General features: G+C 52.1%; 16 protein-coding genes. 5 read left to right on the top strand and 11 right to left on the bottom strand.

The annotated features are described in order from the left end of the window. Positions 1-165 precede the first annotated feature (165 nt). From LQ229_RS18950 to LQ229_RS18975, 6 genes are all read right to left on the bottom strand, one after another. Positions 166-1,188, bottom strand: coding sequence for an aldose 1-epimerase (locus LQ229_RS18950; RefSeq protein WP_230192570.1), 1,023 nt, complete (start codon positions 1,186-1,188; stop codon positions 166-168). Positions 1,189-1,198: 10 nt separating this feature from the next. Continuing rightward, positions 1,199-2,200, bottom strand: a complete 1,002-nt coding sequence (locus LQ229_RS18955; RefSeq protein WP_230192571.1) for a Gfo/Idh/MocA family oxidoreductase — start codon at positions 2,198-2,200, stop codon at positions 1,199-1,201. Positions 2,201-2,226: 26 nt separating this feature from the next. Then, positions 2,227-3,054 (bottom strand): carbohydrate ABC transporter permease, encoded by an 828-nt coding sequence (locus LQ229_RS18960; protein WP_216541354.1) that lies wholly within the window; start codon positions 3,052-3,054, stop codon positions 2,227-2,229. Continuing rightward, a complete protein-coding gene (locus tag LQ229_RS18965) occupies positions 3,051-3,971 on the bottom strand; it encodes a sugar ABC transporter permease (protein WP_216541353.1) in 921 nt (306 codons plus the stop codon). Before LQ229_RS18965 ends, LQ229_RS18960 begins: the two co-directional genes overlap by 4 nt. 65 nt (positions 3,972-4,036) lie before the next feature. Continuing rightward, the gene (locus LQ229_RS18970) at positions 4,037-5,404 is read right to left on the bottom strand and encodes a sugar ABC transporter substrate-binding protein (RefSeq protein ID WP_230192572.1); all 1,368 of its coding nucleotides are present in this window, start codon (positions 5,402-5,404) and stop codon (positions 4,037-4,039) included. Positions 5,405-5,640: 236 nt separating this feature from the next. Beyond that, entirely contained in the window at positions 5,641-7,872 is a 2,232-nt protein-coding gene (locus LQ229_RS18975; protein WP_230192573.1) for an AraC family transcriptional regulator, read from the bottom strand. A 538-nt stretch (positions 7,873-8,410) separates the two neighbouring features. Between LQ229_RS18975 and LQ229_RS18980 the strand changes: the two genes are divergently transcribed. From LQ229_RS18980 to LQ229_RS18990, 3 genes are all read left to right on the top strand, one after another. Next, the gene (locus LQ229_RS18980; protein ID WP_230192579.1) at positions 8,411-9,979 is read left to right on the top strand and encodes an NAD(P)H-hydrate dehydratase; all 1,569 of its coding nucleotides are present in this window, start codon (positions 8,411-8,413) and stop codon (positions 9,977-9,979) included. Positions 9,980-10,140: 161 nt separating this feature from the next. Then, the gene (locus tag LQ229_RS18985) at positions 10,141-10,410 is read left to right on the top strand and encodes an autorepressor SdpR family transcription factor (RefSeq protein WP_230192574.1); all 270 of its coding nucleotides are present in this window, start codon (positions 10,141-10,143) and stop codon (positions 10,408-10,410) included. Between the two features lie 6 nt (positions 10,411-10,416). Further along, complete coding sequence (locus tag LQ229_RS18990; protein WP_216540195.1) at positions 10,417-11,028, top strand: DUF1648 domain-containing protein; 612 nt, start codon at positions 10,417-10,419, stop codon at positions 11,026-11,028. Between the two features lie 91 nt (positions 11,029-11,119). Here the strand turns inward: LQ229_RS18990 and speE are convergent, their stop codons facing one another. Beyond that, on the bottom strand, positions 11,120-12,004 hold the full coding sequence (speE, locus tag LQ229_RS18995) for a polyamine aminopropyltransferase (RefSeq protein WP_230192575.1): 885 nt from the start codon (positions 12,002-12,004) through the stop codon (positions 11,120-11,122). A gap of 406 nt (positions 12,005-12,410) precedes the next feature. Between speE and LQ229_RS19000 the strand changes: the two genes are divergently transcribed. Next, positions 12,411-12,566: a hypothetical protein gene (locus tag LQ229_RS19000; RefSeq protein WP_216540197.1), complete on the top strand. Its 156-nt coding sequence runs from the start codon at positions 12,411-12,413 to the stop codon at positions 12,564-12,566. A gap of 604 nt (positions 12,567-13,170) precedes the next feature. On the opposite strand, the gene LQ229_RS19005 is transcribed toward LQ229_RS19000, so the two are convergent. Further along, positions 13,171-20,796: a pullulanase gene (locus tag LQ229_RS19005; RefSeq protein WP_230192580.1), complete on the bottom strand. Its 7,626-nt coding sequence runs from the start codon at positions 20,794-20,796 to the stop codon at positions 13,171-13,173. A gap of 787 nt (positions 20,797-21,583) precedes the next feature. Beyond that, positions 21,584-21,793 (bottom strand): hypothetical protein, encoded by a 210-nt coding sequence (locus tag LQ229_RS19010; protein WP_216540198.1) that lies wholly within the window; start codon positions 21,791-21,793, stop codon positions 21,584-21,586. Positions 21,794-22,084: 291 nt separating this feature from the next. On the opposite strand from LQ229_RS19010, the gene LQ229_RS19015 reads away from it, so the two are divergent. After that, positions 22,085-22,498 (top strand): GNAT family N-acetyltransferase, encoded by a 414-nt coding sequence (locus tag LQ229_RS19015; RefSeq protein ID WP_230192576.1) that lies wholly within the window; start codon positions 22,085-22,087, stop codon positions 22,496-22,498. Between the two features lie 75 nt (positions 22,499-22,573). Here the strand turns inward: LQ229_RS19015 and LQ229_RS19020 are convergent, their stop codons facing one another. After that, positions 22,574-23,209, bottom strand: a complete 636-nt coding sequence (locus tag LQ229_RS19020; protein ID WP_230192577.1) for a DUF2306 domain-containing protein — start codon at positions 23,207-23,209, stop codon at positions 22,574-22,576. 621 nt (positions 23,210-23,830) lie between these two features. After that, complete coding sequence (locus LQ229_RS19025) at positions 23,831-25,330, bottom strand: DUF3604 domain-containing protein (protein ID WP_230192578.1); 1,500 nt, start codon at positions 25,328-25,330, stop codon at positions 23,831-23,833. Between the last annotated feature and the right edge of the window lie 375 nt (positions 25,331-25,705).

Genomic DNA, 25,705 nt, shown 5'->3' on the forward strand with positions numbered 1-25,705 from the left:
TTGAGCCTAATAAGGATTATGAGTTTCGTTAGCGCCATACTAGAGCGTAGGTCTACGCCGATCGCCTTCAAAATGTAGGGAGGTATCCTCTTCTATGCGCAATAAAACCAGTTACCTCACCATAAAAAAAGACACCCCCATCGGGTGTCTTAACGGCATATTCGCTTACGAACTAACATTCCCTACATTCCCGCCGGACGCAGCCTTCACCGTAATGGCCGTCCGCAAACGCTTCGTTTCGCCCGGTTTCAATGTCTGCAATCCGGTCATATCCGGAGGGAGCGGAACATTCGGCGCATTGGTTACCCACGTATAAGGCTCGGGGCATAAGTAGCGTTCTCCTTCCGTACGGTTATGCAGCACCCATTGCTTCCAATGGCCGTCGCACTCGTACTCCACTTCGACGCCTGCGTGCAAGTCGGTCAATACGGCGCGATTCCCGCCCTCTTCCGTCGATGGCGCGGCCAGGAACACATCGTCCAAATCGACCCCGTCCATGAACATGGACTTCCGAACCGATTCCCCCAATACACAAGATGCCAGGCGGCCTGTCGGAAGCAAGCGCTCGTCCAGTTCCCATCGTTCGCCTATAGACACCTGCAGCTTGCATCGTTCCAGCGATCCTTCCGGCCGGAACGGATAGCGAAACGTCGTGTGGTAGCCGAGACCCCAAGGAAATTCCTCCGTACCGGCATTTTCGATATTCGCGTCCATCGTAAGCCGAGCGCCTTCCAACCGGAACGTCATCCGAATAAGAAACGGATGCGGAAACTGCCTCATCACATCGGGAAAACGCGCGGCATCGAACAAGGTAGAGACAATAACCGCTTCTCCTTCCACGCGCATATCCGCAACGTCCCAGGGACGTTCGTGGACAAAACCGTGGATAAAATTATGCTTCTCCGGTTCATTGATATCAAACCGGTAAGTCCGCCCGCCGTAGGTGAAGGTTCCGTCCGCGATCCGGTTCGGCGGGAACAGGATCGGGATGCCGAATAATACAGGCGAATCGGCGTATTGCCGAAGGCTGGCCGGCTCGCGCAGCAGCGGCAAACCGAACCGCTTGCTGCGGAGCGCCGTCACCTGGCTGCCCAAGCCGGGCACGATCACCATCTCAAGCTCGTCCGTTTGGGCCAGTATGCCATCGTGACCGAACCATGCGATCCGTTCTGCTGAACATCCGCTCATGGCGACCGCCTTACAAGTATTCCACCGCTCCGCTCTCTACGGAACGATGAATCGCATGAACCAGCTTCGTGTTGAGCAAGCCCGCCGCTTCATTGCTTTCAGGCGTCGTGTTCAGGCGAATATTGTCGATAAAGGAATTCAGCATATAGCTTGGCGCGGAAGTCAATGCGCCGTTAATCGGCGTTCCAAGCGTATGCACATGCTGATAGCTGCTCGCCGCTTTGCGCACCATTTGATCCGACAGATCGACATACAGCGCTCCGTTCTCGCCGATAATTTCATATTTGAAATCGTAAATCAGCGGCATCGTTTCCGGCAAAATCCAGCTTGTCGTAAACGTCGCATGCGTTCCGTCGTCGAAGGAGACGACGGCCTGAATCGAATCGTACGTATCGAGCCCCATCGATACCAGCTTCTTCTTCGTTCCGACCGCGTACACATGGACCGGCTTGCTCTCTTTCAACCATAATGCGATATCGGTGGCATGAGGAAGCAGGAACCAGCCCGGCGTCGAGCCTTTGGACCATTTCAACATTTGGGTAGGCACATAAATCGTATCGTTCAGACGCGAATTGACCGTAATTATTTTCCCGATTTCACCATTCGCCACCGCTTCTTTCACCGCGACAAAAGGCGAGTTCCAACGGTTTTCGAATGCGACCAGACATTTCACCCCGGAACGTTCAACGGCGGCAGCCATTTCTTCGGCCTCTTCGACGCTGGTGGAAAACGGCTTCTCCACCATAATGTGAACGCCTTTCTCCGCAGCAAGCATAACGGGCTTCATATGAAGGAAATCCGGAGTCGCAATGACAACCGCATCCATCTCCTCCTTGTCGAACATGTCTTCCACGTTCGCGTAACCCCGTACTTGGTATTGATCGACGCTGCGCTGCAGCGTTTGCTCGAAAGCGTCGCTCACGGCAACGACCTCCGCAAACGGATTTTGCCGTATCGCCTCGGCGAACAAACTTCCGCGAATCCCCATACCTACGATTCCAACTTTAATCATGAACAACCTCTCCTTACGTCCCAAATTTATTTGACTGCGCCTGCCGTCATGCCGCTGACCAAATATTTTTGCAATAGCCAGAAAGCGATGACGATCGGCAACGTTGTAAACACCGAACCGGCCATAAGATAATCCCAATTGACCACATATTGCCCTTGGAAGCTGGCAATGCCGACCGAGAGCGTCCATTTCTCATAATCGCTAATAAACGTCTGCGCGAACAGAAATTCGTTCCAACTGGTGAGAAACGAGAAAATGCCTGTCACAACCAGTCCCGGCAAAGTCAACGGAAGCAGGATGCGGCTGAACGTCATCCAGCGATTGGCTCCGTCCACCATCGCCGCCTCGTCGATCGATACGGAAATGCTGTCGAAGTATCCTTTGAGCATCCATGTGCAGAACGGGATCGCCATGGTCGAGTAAGCGATGACGAGCCCGAAATGCGAATTCAACAGATGAAGATCCTTCATGATGATATATAAAGGGATAATGAGCAGCGATCCCGGAAGCATCTGGGTTACCAGGATCAGATACCCGATCGTCATCCGCCCCTTGTAACGGAATCGCGACATCGAATAAGCGCCCAATGCGGATATAATTAACGAAAACAAGGTCGTTAGAAACGAAACGATCGCCGTATTCAGAAACCAATTGATAAAATTCAAATTGGCGTCGGCATGCGGATTCAACATGCTTTTGTATCCGTTCAGATGCAGACCGGAGGGCAAATATTGCACAGGGTTGCTGTAAATTTCCCCTTGCGTCTTGAACGAAGTGATCATCATCCATAAAAACGGGCCGACGGCAAACAGGGAGAGCAGTACGGCGGCAAGATAGATCGGCAGTTTCTTCATGTCGTTTCCCCCTCTTTCGTCGCTTTCATATACAAGACGGTGAATGCGAGCGAGAGAATGAGCAGAATCATTCCTCCCGCGGCGGCGACGCCGAATTCAAAGTTTTTGAAGCCCATTTGATAAATAAACACGGTCAACACTTCGGTCACGCGGCTCGGGCCGCCTTTGGTCAATACATACACAATTCCGAAGTCCTTAATCGTCCAAATAACGAGCAACAGGAACACGACGACGGAAATCGGACGAAGCATCGGAAGCGTCACGCTCTTGAATTGTCTCCACTTGGAAGCGCCGTCCACCGTAGCGGCTTCGTAAATATCTTTCGGAATGCTTTGCAATCCGGCCAGGAGCATAATGCCGGCGAAAGGGAACCCTTTCCACACGTTGACGAACATCGCCGCCCATAATGCCGTTTGCGTATCCCCTAGAAACGCCACCGGGTTGGTAAGCAACGACATTTTCATCAAAATATCGTTGATTACGCCGTATTGATAGTCGAACATCAAAATAAAGACGAGACAAGTGACTACTTCAGGCACGGCCCACGGAATAATGACGAGCGCCCGCACCAAGGCCCTTCCTTTGAACTCAATGTTGAGCAAAATGGCCGTCGCAAGGCCGAGCACATATCTTGCCGCGACCGTCACGACAATATAGAGAAACGTAATCCATAACGATTGATAGAAATATCCCGAGTTGAGCACTTTCTTATAGTTGTCCAATCCTACAAACGGATGTCCGCCCGGTATCGGCTTTGCCACAAACCAATATTGCAAGCTCATCAGCGCCGATTTCGCAATCGGGTACAGTAAAATTAACGTAATTGAAATGAGTAGAGGAGCAATAAATAGATAGGCAGTCCGGTTGTTTCCGAAAATAGACTTCCGGCCGGTTCCGGCATTCGTCGATGTCCTCATACATCCTCCTCCTTTGCTTGAAAGGAAGGCTACCCGGCAAGTAGATACCGGATAGCCTTACCGTTTTACTCGATCGTGTATTTCATTTCCGTAGCGGCTTTGTCCAAGACTTCCTTCACGTCTTTTTTCCCGATGAACATATCCTCTGCCGCCGTCACCAAAATTTTGGACATCGCCCCTTGCTGCGGAATCGGCGGGTCCATCACCGCAGGACCGTACAGATTTTCCTGATACTCGAAGAACTGGGCCGCGAGCGGATTCTCGCTCGTGTACTCGTCCGTATTCGCGTACGTTTTGCTGCTTGGAATCATGCCCGAGCCGGAAATAATGGCCTGCGCTTCCGGAGTCGTCATCCACTCCAGGAATTTCCACGCTTCATCCGCATGTTTGCTGCTCTTGGAGATCATGGCGACGAGCGGATACATCGTCGGATTCGGCTTATAATCTTGGCCGTTGTATTGAACGACCGGCTGCGGCAGCAGACCGAGATCGTCCATCAACGCCTGGTCGCGCTCCTTCGTCATGCCGATAAACCACGGGCCGTCCATATTCATGGCCGCTTGTCCGTTCCAGAACATCTCGCGCCCTACTTTTTTGTCCCTTGTTCCCGGAGGCGTCGCTTGCGGATTGTTAATAAAATCCTGCCACCATTTCGCAGCCCATACATTCGCCTCGGAGTTGACGTTGATGCGATCCGTCGTATACGGTCCCGCTTCTCCGTCCGCGAAGTAAATTCCGCCGGACACCGGTCTCGCTACGAGCCGGTACCACTCGGACGCCACGAACGGATGGGATCCGACGACGCTGGCAAACCCGTATTGATTGTCTTTGCCGAGCTTGACCGCCGCTTCTTTGAAATCTTCCAATGTTTTCACGTCATCGGGATTGATGCCCGCTTGTTCGAACAACGATTTGCGGTAAAAAATCCCCGTCGTTCCCCATGCGTAATTGGATACGGCATAATACGATCCGTCGATTTGGGTTAATTCCTGGCCTACTAAATCGGTTTCAAGATCTTTCCCTTTGATATATTCGTCCAAATTAACGAATGCTCCGCCTTCGACGAGCGAATTGTAAGTATTAATGTTCTCCGGGTACACTTGCACGATGTCGCCTTGCTGGCCTGCGATGACTTCCGTCGTCAGCTTGTCCCAGAAATTTTCGTAGTCGGTTCCGTGCACTTTAATTTCTACGTTCGGATTGATTTCGTTGTATTTGGCGATTAATGCGTCAATAGCCTTTTTGTGCGGCTCTTCGGCGTAGACCGAAGTTTCAAACGTAAGCGTCACTTTTCCGCCTTTGGACGAGTCGCCGGAATCGCCGCTGCCGGCCGACGTACTGCCCCCGCCCGAGCATGCGGAAAGTACGGTGGTGAGCATTAGCACAAGAGCGGCCAATGAGAGGGAACTCTTTCGTAATGATTTGCGATTCATGAATCAACACCCCTTCATGTAAATGTATGTTGTATTTCGCCCGCCGCTTTATCCGATCCCGCCGCGAGGCGTGGTTTTATTTAAGCATGACCGTGACAAATCTCACAATAAACACTTTTCAAACGCCAAACTTAGAAGAAAAAAACCGGACGGCAGCCTCCTTCGTTGCTGCGTTCCGGCAATTTCATTGCTTATTTTATCCAGCCGCAAAACAAACTATTTTCGCAACCAAACTTTTATCTTGTTTCCTTGCGGTAATCGCCCGGGGACAGCCCGGAAGACTTCTTAAACGTGCGCGAAAACGAGATCGGGCTCGAATATCCCAATTGCAGCGCAATCGTCTGGATCGGCTCGTCGGTCTCGGTCAGCATCCGCTTCGCTTGTTCAATGCGCAAATGAATCAAGTAATCGACGAATTTCATGCCGAATTGCTCTTTAAACAACTTCGAAACGTATTTGCCGTTTAGCCCGAACCGGTCGCTCAGCGTTTCCAAGGAAAGGTTCGCATCCATGAAATTTTTATCGATAAACAGCTTCACTTCATTCATCAGCATATGATGATTTCTCGACTCGCGCAGCGCTTCCGCTTGCCGATCGAACTCTGCCAAACTTTTTATATAAATATCCTCCAGTTCGGCCAGGCTCTCGAAAGATTGCACCGCAGCGTGCAACGATCGGACCGTGTCGGTCTTCCAAATTTTTTGGATATCCGCACTGAGGCCGGACAAGCTTCGATCCAATTGCAGCGTCAATTGGCTGATTAATCGGATAATATCGCTCTTGGACATTTTCTCCGTGCGAATTCGTTCGAATAATGCCGCAAGCTCTTCCTTCCATTGTTCCTTGGACGAGGCGAGAGCGTCGGCAATCGATTTGAGCGTATGCAAATACTCGTATACGTTGCCTTGCAATTGCAAGCTTTTATCGTATTTAATAAAGCTGTTTTCTCCATAAATCGACTTGAATTGCAGCGCGTCGCCCGCCTTCCTGTAGGAATCGCGCAGCGCCGAAGGCTCCGCGACCCATTCGCCGATGCCGAACGTAACGGTAAATTTCAAGTATTCGCCGATCCAATCCCGAATCTTGTGCAGCGCCGAATCCAGATTGCCGCAGGAATCGCTTATTTCAAAATCGTCGCCCAACATCACCGTCAATTGATTGGAGGCGTTCCAAAGCGTAACGACCCGGAAGCCCCCCATTTCGAAATTTTCCTTGAGCGCCATGTCGAGCGCAAGCTTGAGCAGCCCTTGGTCCCGTTGGTTGTAATCCTTGCTGAATTTATCGTAGTTATCGATTTCGATCATGAGCACCAACTGGTTCCCGAAATGCTCCGGCAAATTATATTTGGCCGCTTCCTCTTTCCATTGCTCCATTCCGATGTAACGGGTCCCTTCCAACAGTTCGAACATGAAGAAATTGCGCTTAATGTGCAAATCTTGCTCAAACTGCAGCTCGTATTGATTAAATTGATGAAACATAGTATTGATCGTCGATTCGATCAGCTTAAATTCGTTGTTTGGCCTTGTCCCGTTTTTAGAGTCCGCGGCTTGACCGGAGGCGCGCTGCTGAATCTGCTCTACAATCGATTTGATCGGCTGGTAATTTTTCCTCGTTACATAAATCATCCACCCGACCGCACCGATCATGACGATGATGCCAACCGTAAACCAAACGTTGTAAACGCTTAGAATGAAGCTCACAAAGCCGGTCTGAATCATGCCGCTTTTCGCTTCCCACCCCGTGTAATCCGAATGAATCTGCGACAGCTGCCGCATCCGTTCGTTCGTTCCGGCCTGTTCTTCTTCCGGGAACAAGACGTTTTGTCCGGCCCCGTCGAAGAAATCCAGATAACTGACTTGCGGATTGTACATCTCGCTAAGATACGTTCTTAGCGAGTCGGTGCGAACGTTAAGCACCAGCATTCCTTTATCCTTCGAGAAGATCGAGACCGCTCTGGACAGCGTGACGACCGATTTCGGTTTCTCCCACCCCGACTCCCGATACAACCTGACGTTCGACCATCGGCTGTTCGGCGTATCCTTCATGCTCCCCACATATTCTTTGTCCGCAAACGTTTGCAAGGGATAGGTCGTGCTCCCGGTAAGCACCGTCTCGTCGCTGTAACGAACCAAATAGATGGAATCGATCAACGGATTGGCGATCATCCAGTCTTGCAAGATGCGAAGCACTTTGACATCCGTATATAGATTGTTCTCCTGCCCAAACTCGTAATATTGCAAAACGTTGTCGTTTCTCAGCATTTCGACGGTCACTTTCTGATCGATGGACTTGAGCGAGTGATCGACCATCCGTACGGCCTGCTCGGCCAGGAAATGATTGGCCCTTGCCGTTTCCTTTTGATTTTGCTCGTTCAATGTAAAGATGAAAATAAAAAATAAAAAAGACGTGACGAAGAAAAATAACGGAATATACGACAATAGCGTCCGAGATAGCCAAGATTTCGTCATATATCGCTCCCCACCCGGTTCTGAGTTTTGATTGAATGCCCTTTCAACCTTTCGACATCATTCTACACTATTTGACGAAATTTCGACACTGCCAAACGGGAAGGAAACGTTGGCAAGAGTGATCGGCATGCAGTATGTGGCGGTTGAACCGGACTGGAAAGAAGCGTTGCGAAAATTGACGGCAATAACGGCCGACAGGATCGGCGTCCATGGCGCAGGGTGAACCGCTGCAATCGCCTTGCGTAGAAATAAGCCCTCCGACGAACAGATAACGGAACCACTGTCCGCCTAAACAGCGAAAAAGCAAGTTTGACGCAAAATAACGGCCGTACGGTCCGGATAGCAATTCCTCAATGCAACGCCATTGCGTCGGCGGACAATGGCCGCTCAACCCGCCTTTCGTGCCGCAAGCGGCTCCCGGCGCGCGGTGTTCCGCTGCGTGACGGGGGACGGTCGATCACATAAGGGTCATGGGATGGGAAAAACGAGGCGCGAGCGTGATATAATTGAGCAAATAAGTGGGAAAGGCGGACGGATGATGCATATTGTAACCGCGCATGAAATGCGATTGCTGGATCAATATACAATCGAGAAGATCGGGATACCCGCGCTCGTTCTCATGGAAAACGCAAGCCGGGCCGTGGCGGAGGAAATTGCCGCATTGGCGCATGCTGGGGGAACCGTTGGGGCGGGCAAGCCGTGGCTTATGTTGGTCGGCAAAGGAAATAACGGCGGCGACGGCATCGCCGCGGCAAGGCATTTGCGGGAATTGGGCGTCGAGGCGGAGCTGCTGTATGCGATGGAACCGCAGCAATTGACGCAAGACGCCGCGATCCAACGGGATATCGCCGCGAACCTGGGCATTCCCGCCTCCGTGTATGCCCCGGGGAATGTGCAATGGGATCGGTATGCCGGGATTGCGGACGCGCTGCTCGGTACCGGAACGGCCGGCGCTCCGCGGGAGCCGTACGCCTCGCTCATCCGGGAAGCGAACGGCAGCGGCCTGCCGACGGTGGCGATCGATATTCCCAGCGGATTGAACGCGGATACCGGGGAAGTCCATGATCCCTGCATTCGCGCGGATGTGACCGTGGCGCTGGCATTTCTCAAACGGGGATTGACGCAATACCCTGGCGCGGAACGGGCCGGCCGGGTTGCGGTGAAGCCGATCGGTATCCCCGAGGGGTTGGCGGAACGGCATGGCATACGGACCTATTGGGCGGATGAAGCCCTGTTCCAGCGCCGCTTCGGCGTGAAGCTTCCGCCGGCGCGCCAAGCGGATGCCCATAAAGGCACCTACGGGCATGCGCTCATTGCGGCCGGGACGCTGCCGTACAGCGGCGCCGGGCTGCTGGCCGCCAGAGCGGCGCTGCGCGCGGGAGCCGGGCTCGTCAGCTGGGCGCTGCCGGAACGGCTGCTCGCGCCGATGATCGGCCGGGCGCCGGAAGCGATGCTGCACGGCGTGCCCGACGACGGGCGCGGCGATTGGGCGGCCGTGCCGGCCGGCGAGGTGCTGCGGCTGGCCGCAGGCAAGAGCGCGCTCGCGATCGGGCCGGGCATGGGCCGCTTTGCGGGCGACGGCGCATGGCTGCGCGCCATCTGGTCGGGCGCGGCATGCCCGCTCGTCGTCGATGCGGATGCGCTCAACATGATCGCGGACGCGGGCGACTTCGGCGCATGGCCGAAGCGCACGCATCCCGCGATCCTCACGCCGCATCCGGGCGAGATGGCGCGCCTTGCGGGCCTGGCCGCGAGCGAGGTGCAGCGCGACCGCATCGGCCTGGCGCGCCGCTATGCCGCGCAGCACGGCGTGACGCTCGTGCTGAAGGGCGCCCGCACCGTGACCGCCACCTCGGAAGGCGACGTGTTCGTCAACACGTCGGGCAACCCGGGGATGGCGACGGGCGGGGCGGGCGACGCGCTCGCGGGCGTCATCGCCGGCCTGCTCGCGCAAGGCTGCGCCGCGGGCCTGCTCGCGCAAGGCTGCGCCGCGGGCCTGGCCGCGGCCCTCGGCGTCTATCTCCACGGCCTGGCTGGCGACCGGGCCGCCGCAAGCCGCCCCTTCCCCGGCTCGCTCATCGCCGGGGACATCATCGATTGCTTATAACCGGAACGCGGTTGCCGCTACAGAACAGGCTGTCTTTAGGTGAACTGAGACAGCCTGTTTTTTTGTCTGCATATCCCTTGACAAAACTTGAAGCATGCGATTATTATATATTTAGATAATTTTCTAAATATTAAATTTCGATGAAAGGAGATCCCGATCCCATGTCTGTCAATGACGCATTTAAAGCGTTGTCCGACCCGACTCGGCGCAAAATACTCGATTTGTTGAAGAACGGCGATCTCACAGCCGGCGAAATCGCCGATAATTTCGATATGACCAAGCCGAGCATTTCCAACCACCTCAATCTTTTAAAGCAAGCCGGACTCGTATGGGTTGAGCGGAGAGGGCAAAATATCGTCTATTCGCTCAACACTTCGGTATTTCAAGACATTATGAAATGGATGATTGACTTACAACAATCGAAAGGATGATTTGCTATGAAAAAATGGATCGTTCCCGCTACGTTTGCCATCGCCGCGGCCATCATCAGTTTCGTCTTCTACGCCAAATTGCCCGAGACGATGGTGATCCACTTCGGTTCTGCCGAACAGCCCGATAACTGGCTAAGCAAGCCGTTTGGCGCATTTTCCTTGCCCGTCCTCATTCTTATTGCTTCCTGGTTCGTGATTACCGTCGCGAAGTTCGAAAAGGATGAAAATAAACGCCGCCGTGTGGAAGCGAGCCTCGGTTCGATGGTCGCCACAATTGCCGCCGCTCTTTTCGCGGTTCACGGGTTTATTCTCGCCTACAATCTCGGATACGAATTAAGTGCGGCAACCTTTGCCACGGTGATCGTCGGAATCCTTTTCCTGATTGTGGGGAACATCATCCCCCGCTTGCCGCAAGGAACGATGCAATGGCCGAAACTTCCCGAAGGAATACGGCTCAGAGCATTCCGCTTCCAAGGCCGCCTTATGGTCGTCATGGGGATCGTATTTGTCCTGTTGGGGTTGTTGCCCGGTCATTACATTCTCCCCGCATTTTTGGTCACTATCGCCTTCTTCGCTCTCGTTACGATCGGCAGATGGATCGGGTATGCTCGGACATGAGGTTGCGCTGCGCGATTTCGCATCTTTGAAGGCTGCCAACGCAGCAAGCATTAGGAAAACCCGGCCGTAAGAGGGCCGGGTTTCTTATCGTTTAACGCGCGGATGGCGCGGTTTCTTTCCGCTTCAGCAACTCCTGCACGAATGTGGGCAAGGAGAAGCAACTTCGCAGCGCTTCTTCATTGGCATAGCTTGCCTGCTTGTCGAAGCGAATGCGGTTCGGTTCGGGCAGGGCGCGCTTCGAGCCGATCGTGAAGCTCCACAATCCTCCCGGATAGGTCGGAATGACGGCCGTGAACAACTTGCGATCGGTGAATAATTCTCCGATATGCTCATAGGTTTGCAGCATCACCGCTTGATGAAAAATCGGCGACTGGCTTTGGCAGACCATCATGCCGTCTTCCTTCAAGGCGCTATGCAAATCCCTGTAAAAATCAATCTCGAACAACTGCTGCGCCGGTCCGACCGGGTCGGACGAATCGACGATGATGACATCGTATCGATTCCGGGCTTGTTTCGCGAATTTCACGCCGTCCTCATAATGATATTGAACCCGGGGATCGGACAAATTGCCGGACACTTCCGGCATATAACGCTTGCTCGCCCGGACGACCGCCTCGTCGATTTCCACCAGATCGATGAGCTCGACGCAGTCGTATTTCGCAACTTCTTTCGCAGCTCCGCAATCTCCGCCACCGATAATTAACACGTTGCGCGGATGCGGATGGATAGACATCGGGACATGGGCAATCATCTCATTATAGATATACCCGTCCATGGAGGTCGTTTGCACAACCCCGTCCAATACAAGCATCGGACCAAAATCGTACGAATCCAAAACCATGACATGCTGAAAAGGACTTGTTTCTTCAAACAAAACATCTTTGATACGATAACTGATTTTCAGATTATCTCTTTCGTCCTCGGTCAGCCACAGTTTACCCTGTGAACTATGAATATAACTTGGCAACCGTTTCATTTTCTACCTCCCATATTTACATGATCCCTACCATTGTACCAAAGAAGTCCGCGCTAGTCCCGTTTAAGCGGGCAAAACGCTAATCCGATCGCGGCCTTATGCATCCCGGCTTGTTGTCTCGTCGACCGTATGATCGTCGTTTCTCCATTTGCGGGCCGTACCATCGCTTGAATTCGCAACGCGCACAGAGAATATCCCCCTTTTAACATTTTGCGGATAGAGACTTTGTTCGACAGTACTCTTTGTTACATGTCAGCGGACAGAGAATACGCTATCTGCATTAGCGTTGCATCGAGCGTATTGCTGCTCTTCAAGCCCGAGGAAGCGTTTTGTCGACCCTCTGTGTAAATCCCCCTCGTTCAGATGCTAGAAAGCCAGGGTTTATTACATACGGAGCGGGATTGGATTGCTGCATGCAGTCCTGAACGATCATTTGCCGCAGAGGTTATGGAAGCTGCACAGCGTGCTGGCAAGCGTAAAGCCTGCGATCAGAGTCCACTTCATCATATCGCTGGCGGCTGACGATCCGCCCGAGCGGGCTAACGAAACTGATACACGCTAATCGCCTGTAAATGACCTTGTTGCCGGTGTAACGAAACTACAACACGCTAATGAGAGAAAAAAGGCGGTAAAACGGTCTATTTCCAATGAATAACGATACGTTCTTTCGTTAAAAATGGGAACTCCTTCATTTTGAGCCTAATAAGAATTACCAGTTTCGTTAGCGCCAAACAAGGAGCGTAGGTCCGCGCGATCGCACTCGAAATGCAAAGAGGTATCCCCTTCTATATGCGCAATAAAGCCAGTACCATCAACGGTGGCGAATGTGAAGCAGACTCCAATTGCGGGTTTTCGAAGCTATCAACTTCTCGATGCAACACTAGTGCGCTATCTGTGACAAATCGCCTAATTTGAGCCCATTTCTGGGCAAATAGCGGAACGTCTGTCCATCAATCGCTCAAAATTCGCACATTTGGCCAATGTAACGGAATCAGGGTCCGCCAGGCATACAGTCCAAAAACATAGCCAACCATAGCCAACAAGTGCGCATTGCCCCAACAGTTTCTAGAGCCCGCCTAATAAAAAAGGGCCGCCCAAGGTCCATTTCAGACCTTGCGGACAGCCCCGAGATAGCCAACAACGCCCTTGTTCGAGCGAAAGCCCTTTTATTGAAGTTTATGCAGCAAATTCAATACCGCTTGCGCGCTTTCGGCGCGGGTTGTGGCGGCTTTTGGCGCGAATTGGCCTTGGCCCCGGCCTCTCATCAAGCCGTTGGACACAGCTTCATGAACGTCTTGTGCAGCCCAGGATGCGATTTGTTCCACATCCGCGATGGACGCAGCTTCGCCACCCGCTAGTTCCACCTCGCCTATGATCCGGCAGGCCCGCACGAGCATAACTGCCATTTCCTCGCGGGTAATGGTTGCGTGCGGAGCAAAGAGGTTTCCGCCCTTGCCATGAACCAGACCGTGACGGTAAGCCGCCGCAACGTAAGACGCATACCAAGCGTCGCTATCAACGTCCGCAAACTCCGCGCTTTCTTCATCGCTCAAGTTCAACGCCATCGCCCGTACGAGCATCGCAGCAAACTCCGCGCGAGTCAAGCGTTGTCCGGGACTAAACTTGCCATCGCCCGTACCGTTCACTACTTGCATGGCGGCAAGCTCCTTCACGGCAGACTCTGCCCAGTGCCCTTCCATATCGGCGAACGTTTTGTCGTATTCCAGCGCAGCATACTTGCCGAGATGGAACACTTCCGCTATCAGCTTGCCGTTTGCCCGCTTGCCGCCGGCGTATTCCAGTTTGCCGCTATCGGCGACAAAGTAAACGCTCGTCCACTTGGCATTCATTCCAGCTTCTAAATCAAACCTCAGCGTCATCGGCGCGGCAAAGCGGTCGAGCCGATATTCCTTGCCATCCTTTGCAATTGCCGATAAGTCGATATCGAACATCTTGCCTGCCAAGTTCAGCCTCGCCTTCTCAACCGCTTTCGCTTTAGCCAACAACGATAAGGCGGAAGCCGACGACACTTCATTCACCTTGAAAGAAATGAGCGTACCGGAGGCTTGATCGTCGCCAATCAAGTGCTGCAAATCTTTAAGCAGTGCCGACGGAATCATGATCGTGAGACCGCCCTTCTTGAGTTCAAGAAACTTCGATCCGAGCATTTCCGCGGCTCGAAGCGGCAACAGCACCTCATTTACGTCGGCTTCAAGATCTACGGACACTTTTTCTCCTTCTCCGCTTCTCAACGTCTCTTCAATAATGAATTTCTGGCCGGGATTCGCTTCAATCGCCTTGTCCTTCATGCCGCTCTTTCCGGAGTTTTCCGAACGTCCGCTAGAGCCGGAGCCGTCTCCCCCGCCGCCTCCTTCGGACTCGGCCGAGACGAGAACCGCGGTTCCGCCGTCCGCCATCGCCGGCAAGACGATCGTTACGTTTCGATCGCTCGCTACGCGATAATCTTTGCCGCTATACACGTCTTTCACTTTGCTGCCGGCTGCAAACGGAACCGTCATCGTTACGGTTTGTTCCGCGTTTTTCACATTGATCGCCGTAACGGCATTTTGTCCTTCATACCGCTTGCCGAACGCCAAATATCCTTTGTCATTCGAAGCGGCGATCGTCGTTCGCGTTCCTTTGGAAAACACTTTGGAATATTGGGCTCGAATGTTCAGCAATTTTTTATAGTGGCTATGCAATTTCCGCTCGGCATCCAGTCGATCCCACGGCATGTCTCCCCGGTTTTCGCTGAATTCTCCTTTGCTCATGTCGCCCGCATTCTTGCCGGAACGCCCGAGTTCCTCGCCATAATAAATGACCGGTTGCCCCTTGGACGTAATTTGCAGCGCGGCCGCCGCCATCAGCTTCGCCTTGTCTCCATTGACGTAATGGGAGAGGAAACCGTCCTCGTCATGACTGCTCAGAAATTGGCCCATCATTCTGGTATTGTCCAGCTTCGCTTCGCGGTCGGCCAAATACGCTTCGACCGATTCCACATCCCCGTTCACAAAATCTCTGGCTCTGCCCTTGAAGCCGAAATCCAGCAAGCTGTCCATTTGACCGCTTTGCAGCGTTCCACCGTCGCTATCGACGGTTGCGCCGAAATATTCGCCGATCAATTTGAATTTAGGATCGATTTGGGTCAGCGTATTTTTGAACGCCTTCCAGGTCGTGTCCTCCACATGCTTCACCGTATCCACCCGGAAGTAATCGATCGTATCCCCGCGCTTGGTCCTTGCCCGTTCCAACCAGCCCGCTTGCCAATCGATAATTTGCCGGCGAACGTCCGGATTCTCGGTTATAAAATCGGGGAGTCCTGCCAATTCGCCTTTGATCGGATCTACGTCCGCCGAGATTTCGTCGGTACGGAGCATGCCGGCGAAACGGTCCTTGTCTTCCTGTGTAATGCCGGGCCGGTTGTCGCCAGGTTTCAGGCCGTAGCCCGTATGGTTCAAGACAATGTCAACCATAATTTTGATGCCTCTGTCATGGGCTTTGTCGATAAGTTCCTTGAACGTGTCAAGATCCCCTAAATGCTCGTCGATCTTCGTAAAATCTTTCGCCCAATAGCCGTGATACCCGTACTGCTTGCCGTTAAAGTCGGCGCCTTTGTTAAAGTCGATATTGTCGACGATCGGCGTAATCCACAGCGTATTGACGCCCAAATCTTGAATGTAGTCCAGTTTGTCAATCAAGCCTCTGAAATCGCCGCCATGATAAGCTTCCGGATGGCTCTTGTCCACATTGAAGTTGTTGGATTCGTCGCCGTCCATGAAGCGATCGGTAAGAACGAAGTAAATCCGCGCTTCGTCCCAGTCGAAATCAAGCTTGCCGCCGTAGTTTCTCGCTTTAACGGTTACGGCAGCGCTGCCTTTATGCTGATTGCCGTACTGATCTACCAGCGTAATCGCAATCGTCTTGCTTCCCGCAGCAACAGGTTCTTTTACCGCAATGGACTGTTCCATTAATTCGTTGTCAAGCTTCACCTTCGCCGGTCCGCCCAGTTCGGTCAGATCTATATAAGCTTCCCTGAATGCGACAGGCTCCGCCGAGGAAGCGCGAATCGTAACAACCGCGTTCTCATTGTGCGCGATAGCGCCCGGATTCACTGCCGCTTCGATATCAACCGTCGGCCTATGGTATACGACCTGCGAAACGCCGTTCACCGTGTTCTTAGGGTCGGTTATTTCGACGGTTTCCCCGTTGCGGGTTACGATAAATGTATATACATATGTTCCGCTTTGCACATCGGGCAGCGTATAGCCGAACCATTCCTTCGCCGGATCGTAGCTCATTGCATGCAGTTTGCCGTTAATTTTTACTTGTACATTGGTGATGCTATCCATCTTCCCGATTCGGAACAGCTTATCGTCCCTATACAGGAACGTAATATTGCCGTCCGCTAATTCAGGCCCTTGAATGCTTGGCAAAATATCCAACTCTCGCACCATACTGGTGACGTTTACTTTCGTAAAGGACTCTCCCGGCGTCAACGGAATGATGCGATCATCCGGGACGTCCTGCTTGCCCGTGGCCCAATCCTTCCCTTTGCGGAGAACAAATCCGACGCTTGTCGTTTCCGGCGCTACTTCGATTAAAGCGGTAGCAATGCCGTTCTCAAAGCCGGTGAAATCGATTTGGTCGTTCTTCACCCCCGTATTCCATACCCATATATTCCAGTCCGTATAATCCCGATCCGGACGAATATAGTTGAATTGCAGATACCGTTTGTCGTCTACAGGATCGGCAGTAACCGTAACGGAAATGTCCGTACGAATGCCGCCATAAGAAACCTGTATGACCGCCGTCCCTTCCGCGACCGCTTGCACCAAGCCTGTTGCCGTAACCGCAGCTACGTGCGGATTGCTCGAAGCATACGCAGCTCGTTTTGTAACGTTTCTTATGCTTCCGTCGTCATAATTCGCATAGATCGCGGTTTGATGCGTTGTGCCGACTTGCAGCAAATAATTGTCCTTGTCGGCCGTTAAAGACTCCAAAACAGACGGAGGCGCATCCAGCTTAATGACCACCGCAGTTAAAGGATCAAGCGTGATCGACCCGGGGGTTAGAACAAACCCGGATTTAACGGATACCTCGGCTGTACCGGCTTCATCGTTATCGACCAATACAGCGCCTTTCGTCAGATCATGGTCTAGAGTCAGCGTCCTTTCTCTATGATCGGCATTGACGAATACATAATAGATGCCGGTTCCATCCGTCGCTCTATTCTCGTATGCGATGACCAGATCCTGCGATTGGATCTCCGGAATCGGCATAAGCGTCACGTTGCTGTTCACCAACGTTTGATCGCCCAAACGGAATGCGTCGGTAGATTTTCTTAGTTCGATTAACCCGGCGGTGTACTCTCTAGTTGCAGCGTTGACCGGATATCGATCCTCATTGGCAGCCTTTTCCCAATCAAACATGTTGACCGCATCGGAGGAATCATAGGAATCATGGATAAAATAGCCGAACGGCTTGCCTGCCTCGTCCATCAACTTATGATATTTTTGCTCCGGCACCCCTTCTCCCTTCCACTGCTTTGTCCTGCCGTATTCTTGCCCGGCGTGAAGAAAGGCGGTTCCTTGGGAGGTTAACGTCAGCAGGTTGCCGAGCCGAATCCGTTTGTGAATTTCAAGATCGTTTGCCGGAACGGCCGGGTCCTTCTTGATCGATTGCGCGATCACGTCGTACAACGTCAAATTGTCATGAGCCTCAATGTACTGCACCATATCGCCCGGACTATCCGCCGGCGTATTGCCCGGTTGGGCTTTTATATTATTGAAAATAACCCCGATATCGCGCGCGCCGCCCGTTATAAATCTCGGCTCCCCTTCGCTGCCGAAGCCGGATTTCAATTCGTTGCGGAACTCGTCGGAGAAAACGCCGACATCATCGGTTTGGTCCATCCAATCTTGATCCGCTCCTTGTCCCTCCAGGGAAGGATCGGATAAATGTCCGCCAAACGTTCTCCAGCCTTCGCCGATAAACAAGGCGTTAGGATGAATCGCGGCTGCGGCGTTATAGGCGTTCTGCACGGCTTCGTAGGTGGCGTCGCCCATCATATCCCACCGCATGCCGTCGATTTTGTATTCGTCGAACCAATAGGTAACGGAATCTATCATCAATTTCTCGGCCATTTTACGATTGGTGGCCAGATTGTTTCCGAAGCCTCCGATGAAGTTCCCGTTCGCATCCTGAAACGCATAATAATTCGGCACGATGTCGTTCAGGAAGTCTGCTTTCGCCATATGCGTATACACGACGTCAAGGATTACTCCCATGTCAGCCTCATGGATGGCATGAATCATCGCTTTCAATTCTCTAATTCTCAGTTCCGGATCTCGAGGATTTTCGGAATAAGCGCCGTCCGGCGAGAAATAATTGTGCGGGTCGTAGCCCCAGTTGTATTCATTGTCTTTGGCCGAATATTCCAGTTCCCTCTCTTTCATCGCCGCTTCGTCCCCATAATACCAGGCCATGACCGGCAACAGTTGAACATGCGTCACACCGAGAGATTTGATGTAATCCAGCTTGGATTTGAAAGCGTCGAAGGTTCCCCAGGTTGAAGTGTGTAAGTCGTCCTGGATCGACGGATCGGAAGTAAAGTCTCTCACATGGATTTCCCATATAATCGCATCTTCCCGTTTCTCGTATCCCGGAATATTCGCAAAGCCGTAGTCTGCGGCGGGATCGGTCCCGCTAAGATCCACGATCGCCGCTTTGCCGACCGTATCGCCGTCCGGCCCCACTGCCTCGCCTTTCGTATCGACTCTGAACTCCGCCATTGACTTCGCATATGGATCCAGCACTTTCTTTGTTACGCCTTGATTCGTAACCTCATACTGATAGTAATACCCTCTAAAGTCTTGTACGCCAAGATCGCCGGGTTCTACATCGATCGACCAGACGCCTTGCTCGCCTTTGGCCAACTCCAATGTTCCGATCTGCTTCGTTGCATCGTCTTTGTCATAAAAGTTTGCGGCTACCTTCTCAGCCAGCGGAGCCCATAATTTCAACGTGGCACCGCCCGCCCGGTATGTCGCTCCAAGATCGTCCCCGCCATAGTAATACATCTCGTCAAGCATTCTCCAACCGGTGGAAGCCGAGACCGTTTTCCCGGAATACGTTACGTTTAGCGGAGCAGAATCCAACCCAAATTGGGCCTTCACCTCTACTATTGTTGCCCCGGTAATCTCAACATTGTCGATCGGCACGGAATCCCCGTTTTTATCTTTAATTTGCAGCTCGTTACGCAACGAATCCGCTTCCAGCCCTGCCGTCATCGTAAAGCCAAGCCGAAGTTTACCGGGTGATAAAATCTCGGCTGAGACGAGACCGATCGCCAGTTCGTTATACGGAGAAATATAAACATTGTCGTCTTCCTGTTTGATGAACAAATGGCGGTAGCGGTCCGGCAGACCGAAGCTTTTATCGCCGCCGTCCTTGCCGGAATCCCCTTTGGACGGATCCACAACGAGGAAGTTAATTTTTTGCGCATCCGCTTTCATTTTAATATCGACATAAGCGCCATACCGATCCTTTTGGCCGGCGGGAAACTTCGTTGCGCCTACAGGCCAATCCGTCGACGGCTCGGCAACATCTCCCCACAACCACAGGGCGTAGTCGCTATGGTTATCATCTTCTCGCGCGTAATGAACCCGGATCGTGTCGTCCGGAAGATCGGCCGGTTCGAATTGATATACTGTGTCCGATCCTTGCTTCAGCCATACTTCGTTCATGTCCGGGGAGACGATGGCAAATTTTTTGTCCCCGCCGTCTTTCTCGCCGCTGACGCGATTGACGACAACGATGCCGACCTTCTGAGGCGAATCGGTCAGTTTGATATCTACAAAAGCGCCATATTCGTCAACTTGTCCGGTTGGAAAAGGAGTGGCTCCCGACGGCCAATTGTCGGAAGGAGCCGCGACATCGTCGAAGATCCACAGCCCCATATTGCCGTAATTTCCGTCCGTCCTTTGGTAATGAATCCGCAAATGATCGGCAGGTACCGGAGGGGCCTCCTTCGGTTGAACTTGACCGGCGTCGCCTGTCGGCACGCTATACTCGGCGGCAACAGCGTTGGTTGTCGCATCGTATGTAAATGTCACATTCGAGTCTTCGGGAAGCCCTAGCTCCTCTCTACCCGCTGGATAAACCGGGTCGCTTGCCTCATCGGTTCCCAAAATGACCTGGAATTCGTGATTTCCGGCGTATACGCTGACGGTTACCGTATACACGTTGTCATAATCGGCATCCGTCAAAACCATCCGCGAATTCGCGGGAGACCAGTCAGCCGGCTCGCCGATGCCGGTCTGGAAGCTGCCGATGATTCTTGGAAGCTTGTCCGGTTCAATCGGGATATAAAATGTGGAGTCTGCAATCCGGTGAGTTCCATGATGATAATAGAACGTCACATCGGAATCGTAAGGCAAAGTAATCTGAATGTTGTCGCCTTTACCCTTTCCGTCAGGATTGGAATAGTTGCCATATCCGTAACTCTCATTCCACTTGCCGTCTATAGCAACTTTGTATTCATACGTTCCTGCCGGGAGTCTTCCCGTAAATTCATAATAGCCATCGCCCAGAGGGATCATTTCCGTGGCGGTAGCGCCCGGATCCCAGTCGGCGGCGGCGCCAAGCTCCGTTTGCAGATCGCCCGCAAGAACAACCTTGCCCTGGGCGGAATTCGCATTCGCTTCCGCGGGAGGAATGCCGACAAGGGAAATAATGAGAGCGACGATCGATACGAGCGACCAAAACCTTTTACAGCTTGCAATCCACCTCATGTTCATTGGAACCTCCTTTAATAAAATTTATGCTTCATACATGTTTTTTCTGTGCAAACGTTTGCACAAAATCGATGAGTTTACTCTTTTCAATTCAAACGGCACATTCCGTAAACACGGCAATTTTCGTCATTTTCCGAGTCAGTCTCTTGACTTGAAAAGCGTTTGTTGTGGAAACGTTTGCATTTTCATTTTATTCTTGCTTCGCTCACTCGTCAACCCTGTTTTTTTGATAGGTGTGCCGTGCGAATAGATTACTGTTTAACGAAAACGGTAGATTTACGGACTACTATACCTTGATCCAAAAGACTGAACGATGTCCGTCTGTATCAGTAACGCCAAAACCTACCGCTATTTTTCCCCCTTTTATCGTTTCCCTCGAATTACCGCCAATTTCCGGCGCTAATCCGGTATGTTGCCTACCAAGAAAAGATATCCTGAAAAATAACGCCGGAATATCCCGCTAAACGCCCCGAAAGGCATAAAACGAACAATTTAGCGCCAGTTTTTCCCGTTCATATAGAAACCGGAGCTTCTCGGTCTATGCCATGTAGTCGACCGACGCCGACATGGGGCGAAACACCGAGCGCCGGGAACTGCGCGCGGTGCGAAAACCATACCGACTCAGACCGGCCTCCTTCGCATCCCGAACTTATACGATCAGGATGCGAACTGCCGGCAACAGCGCCTATCCGACGGGCGGACGCTCCTTTTTTTTCCGCTTATCTTCTACTCACTTACCGCTTACGACCACCAACTTACGACTTACTGACTTCAACCTGCCACCTTAGATGATGTACACCCAGCCTACATATTGCGGACTGAGACCGATCAGATCGGTATAGTATTTGATGAACACATTACGGATGAGAACGCCACCGACCGACAGAATCGGCCCGGGCAGCGCCAGCCGCCATTTCCGCCGCAAAGTAAGCCCCGTGCCGGCGAAGCGAAAGGCTCCCCGGATCGAACCTGCTGCTTTTTTCCAAAAAAGCATTGCCTTCTCCCCTTTGCTTTCAAATACGCGGGCGGATCTTTCCTATATTGTAAAGGATGGAGCAACTCCGGATTAAAGAAGTATTTTCGATCGCAACAGATGTATTTGATCCTTAGAAAACAATATAGTAAAACGTTAACATGCTGAGATAAACTTTTTCGTAATGAATTCATGTCTATTCAAGGTTTCTGATATCCTACTTTCTCACTTGCATTAGTGTTGTACAATGGGTGGTGAAGAATGGTTCTCCCGGTAAAAGGGAGCGACCGCGACGATAAAAGGAGGATGCTCATGGAAAATCGAGTGAATGTGCTGCATGAAATTCCAAGCTCACAGGAATACATTGCTTTGCGGTTAACTGCAGGCCTAAGTTCGAAAGACGACTCAGCGGTACAAACGGCTTTGGGCCGCTCGATCTTATCGGTGGCTGTCAGGAATGAGAATTCGGAGCTTATCGGCATGGGAAGAATGATTGGCGATGGAGGTTGTTACGTTCAAATTGTCGATGTCATTGTCAATCCCGCTCACCAAGATCATGAGATCGGCGACATTATCATGCGCGAGTTGCTGGAATATGCGGACAAAAATGTCCCAAAAGACGCCGATGTGACGCTAATAACGGATTTGCCGCAAATTGCATTTTATCAAAAATATGGCTTTAAGCTTATCTATCCGGAATTATACGGCATGTCCAGAAAGCGATAGGAACTTTGCAAGACCGTATCGCCGGGGAGCACGGGCACGGGCGGACGCTTCCCGGCTGACCTGTCTTCTTGCGCTTCATTTACGCTTGGATGCGAGCAGCTTCCATTCGACGATCATGAAATTAAGCAAGAGAGCGGCCCAAATATTGACATTCAATGCTTCTTCAATCATTTTTTCTCTTCCTTCAGGCAAGGTTAATCCATGCAATGCAAAATAGATTAGCAGCAATACGGGCACCGCAACGCGCCCGCTAACGGCCGCCAGCGTTACGCCGAAACTGCGGATCATCCATTTGCGATGTTCGTCGAATGACTTCCGAACGGCGGCGCGATATCCTTTCCAACAAGTAAACAACCATACGAGCGATAAAGCGAGAAAAGAAATTGCTTTTGTGAAGTTTTCTATATAGACGACGATTGCCAAAGCGCACAATCCGCTCAAAAAGACGCTGCCGACATAAACCCTTCCGAGATAACGATGAACGTTGGGCGACTTCGTGCGAATGCGATCGATAAATTGGAAGAAACCCGATACCAGGGCAAGGCAAGCAAACATAATATGAGCGATCAATAAAGGAAAATGTATGGCTGTCGACGCAACGGGCACGCGGCTTAAGGCCGGATTCAATGTAAAATAGGGGGCGGCAAAAGGAATCGTCACGCCCAAAGAGACGATGACCAATAACCACCACCATTTTTTATACGATGTCACGTACGGTTCACCCCTTATTTTATTCGATATCTATCATCATAGACTTCAAGTCTAAATGACCTCTAAATGAATTCTAAATAAAATATAAAATATGAAAAAGAGCGACCTTCTTATGAAAGAAGATCGCCCTGCGAACCGAAAGCGAATGCGGTTTTATTCGGAACCGATGCCGATATAACGGCGCCGTTAATTGGCAAAAAATTCGCGTATCGCTTCCGTCACTTTATCGGGCGCCAAGGGACGAGTGTGTTCAGCTCGTGGTTCCACCCTATGCCATTTGGAAGGATTTCACTTGCGTGTCTGCGAGCGCAGATCCGGTTTTCCTTTCACGTCTTTCCTTGTCCGTTGGAAAACATCCAATGAAGTTTACAGTTTTAGGAATTCAGGCACACCTCCATTGGAAAACATCCAATGGACCTCCCCAATTATCGCCTTTCGGCCGAATTTAGGAGGATTTCATTGGATAAATTCCAATGAAAAGCCCCTTGAGCCAATCTAACAGGAATTTCCGTTGTATAGATTCCAATGGGCGAAACACGAGGGGGATAGCGAAAGGAACGAAAGGAACAAGGACACCCTCCACGGATGTCCTTATCCTTGTCTTTGTCCTTGCGCAGCGTACTACGACCTAACAAAAATAGGCGAAATCCAAGCAAACTGATGGTTGGCTTGGCGTATTTCCACATGATACGCATCCGTATCCTGTTCCCGCTCCGTATCGTTCCATTCCAGATGAACGCGGTAAGCCGTTTCCGGTACGGCGCGGTGAATCAGGATCGCCTCCGAACTGTACGGTTTCACATGCGTAGAACGCGACCCCTCCAGCAGTTCGGCCACACTGGTTTCCATGCGAATTCCGTTCGCCTCCACGACAAGCGTAGTCGCCTCGTCTCCCTCCACCTCCAGCACGACCGCCGCCGTAGCGGGATGGAGCGTCGACGGATTCTGGAACGTCGTACAGGTCCAGGCGAGGGAATGCTCAGTGCGCTCCACGATCCGATTATCGAGCTTATTGATGTCCGGATTCTGCCTCATGCCGGGCTCGGGCGCGAGCACGCTTTGGCCGCGGAAGCAGCTGTCCGCGCCGAGCAGCCTGCCGTTTCTCACCCCGGCTTCCGCCTTCCAGCGATAGCCTTGCTTCGACTCGCCCCACCCCAATTCCACTCTGATCTTGTATTTCCGGGCGACGCCGCGCAAGGCTGACGAGATGTTGTCCCCCGCGACAACTTGCCATGGCTTCGCGTTTTTAAATACCGTAATTTTGTCGATATAGTCAGCACATACCGAATCCAATACCAGTTTCCTGACGCCTGCGACTTCGACCTCGCTGCCCATGAAGGCCCCGTTCAACGTAAACCGGCATTCGATCTTGTCCCCCGTAACCGCATAGGTGCGGCCGGCCTTGATCGCTTCCCAGATCGATTCGCGCGTTTTCTCCTCCGCCCATACCGCTACGCGCCCGTCGCCGTACGATCCCGGATAGCCGGCATGATGGTCGGTCGAACCGGCAAAACTGAATTTCTTGCCTTGGCGCAACCCCGCAAACACCGTATTGCGCGAGTCTCTCGGCCCCATCGTATGATAGTAAGGATAGGCGCTTCCGTCCGACATGCCGGAGCCATGCTTGGAGAACACCTCGACGATTGGCGATAGATCGGAACGGAAGGCGTCCCAATTCGTCCCGCGATAGCCGGGCGTATACCCGATATGATGCGGAACGGCAATCGCCCCGTAAGCCGCGAGCTTCTCGGCGAGCTCCTGCGGAGAAGCCGCGTAGACGAGCGGAAGTTCGTCGCTCGGCGATACAATATGATGATCCCCGAATTCGCTGGAATGAATCTCGTACCCTTGAAACGTCACGAATTCATGCGGAATATTCGCTTCCCGGACTTTGGCACGGACGGCTTCCCAATCCGCCTGCAATTTCGCAAACCCTTCCTTGTGGAAATCGACGAGGAACGCCGTCTCCTCGGTCCGCTCCGGTATATCCGGCCACATCGCGTGGCCGATAATCGCGCAAAAATCGAGTTGTCCTCTCGCCGCCTCCAACGCGTTTTCCAGCGCCCCGAATCCGTAAGTAATACCGCAATGATTATGCAGGTCTCCCCAGAACAGTTTCATCTATGATACTCTCCTTTAACTCTTCTAAAAGCCTTCCCAATGCCAAGCCCCTGTTTGTGCCATCTCGTGTACCGGTAGTTTTGCTTTGCGCAGCGCAGTCGCTCCCCGTTCCCGTTGCAACGGACGTCGCCGCGGACCTGCGACAAAATAAATGCAATGATGAAACGAAATCCGGTTTTGGCATCACAAACCGCGACTTTTGTATGAAATCTCGAACATAATCGAAGGACTCAACTCATGCGCCGATCGTTTTGTACGAAAATAAACTATTTAACATTAAAGCGCTAAAGTCCCTTGGACCGAAAAGGTTTCCTAAGCAACATTAATATCCATAAAGTTACAGTTATGCTGGGACTATCTCACGTAGCTCTACTT

The organism is Paenibacillus sp. CECT 9249 (assembly GCF_918697855.1).
Lineage (GTDB): Bacteria > Bacillota > Bacilli > Paenibacillales > Paenibacillaceae > MSJ-34.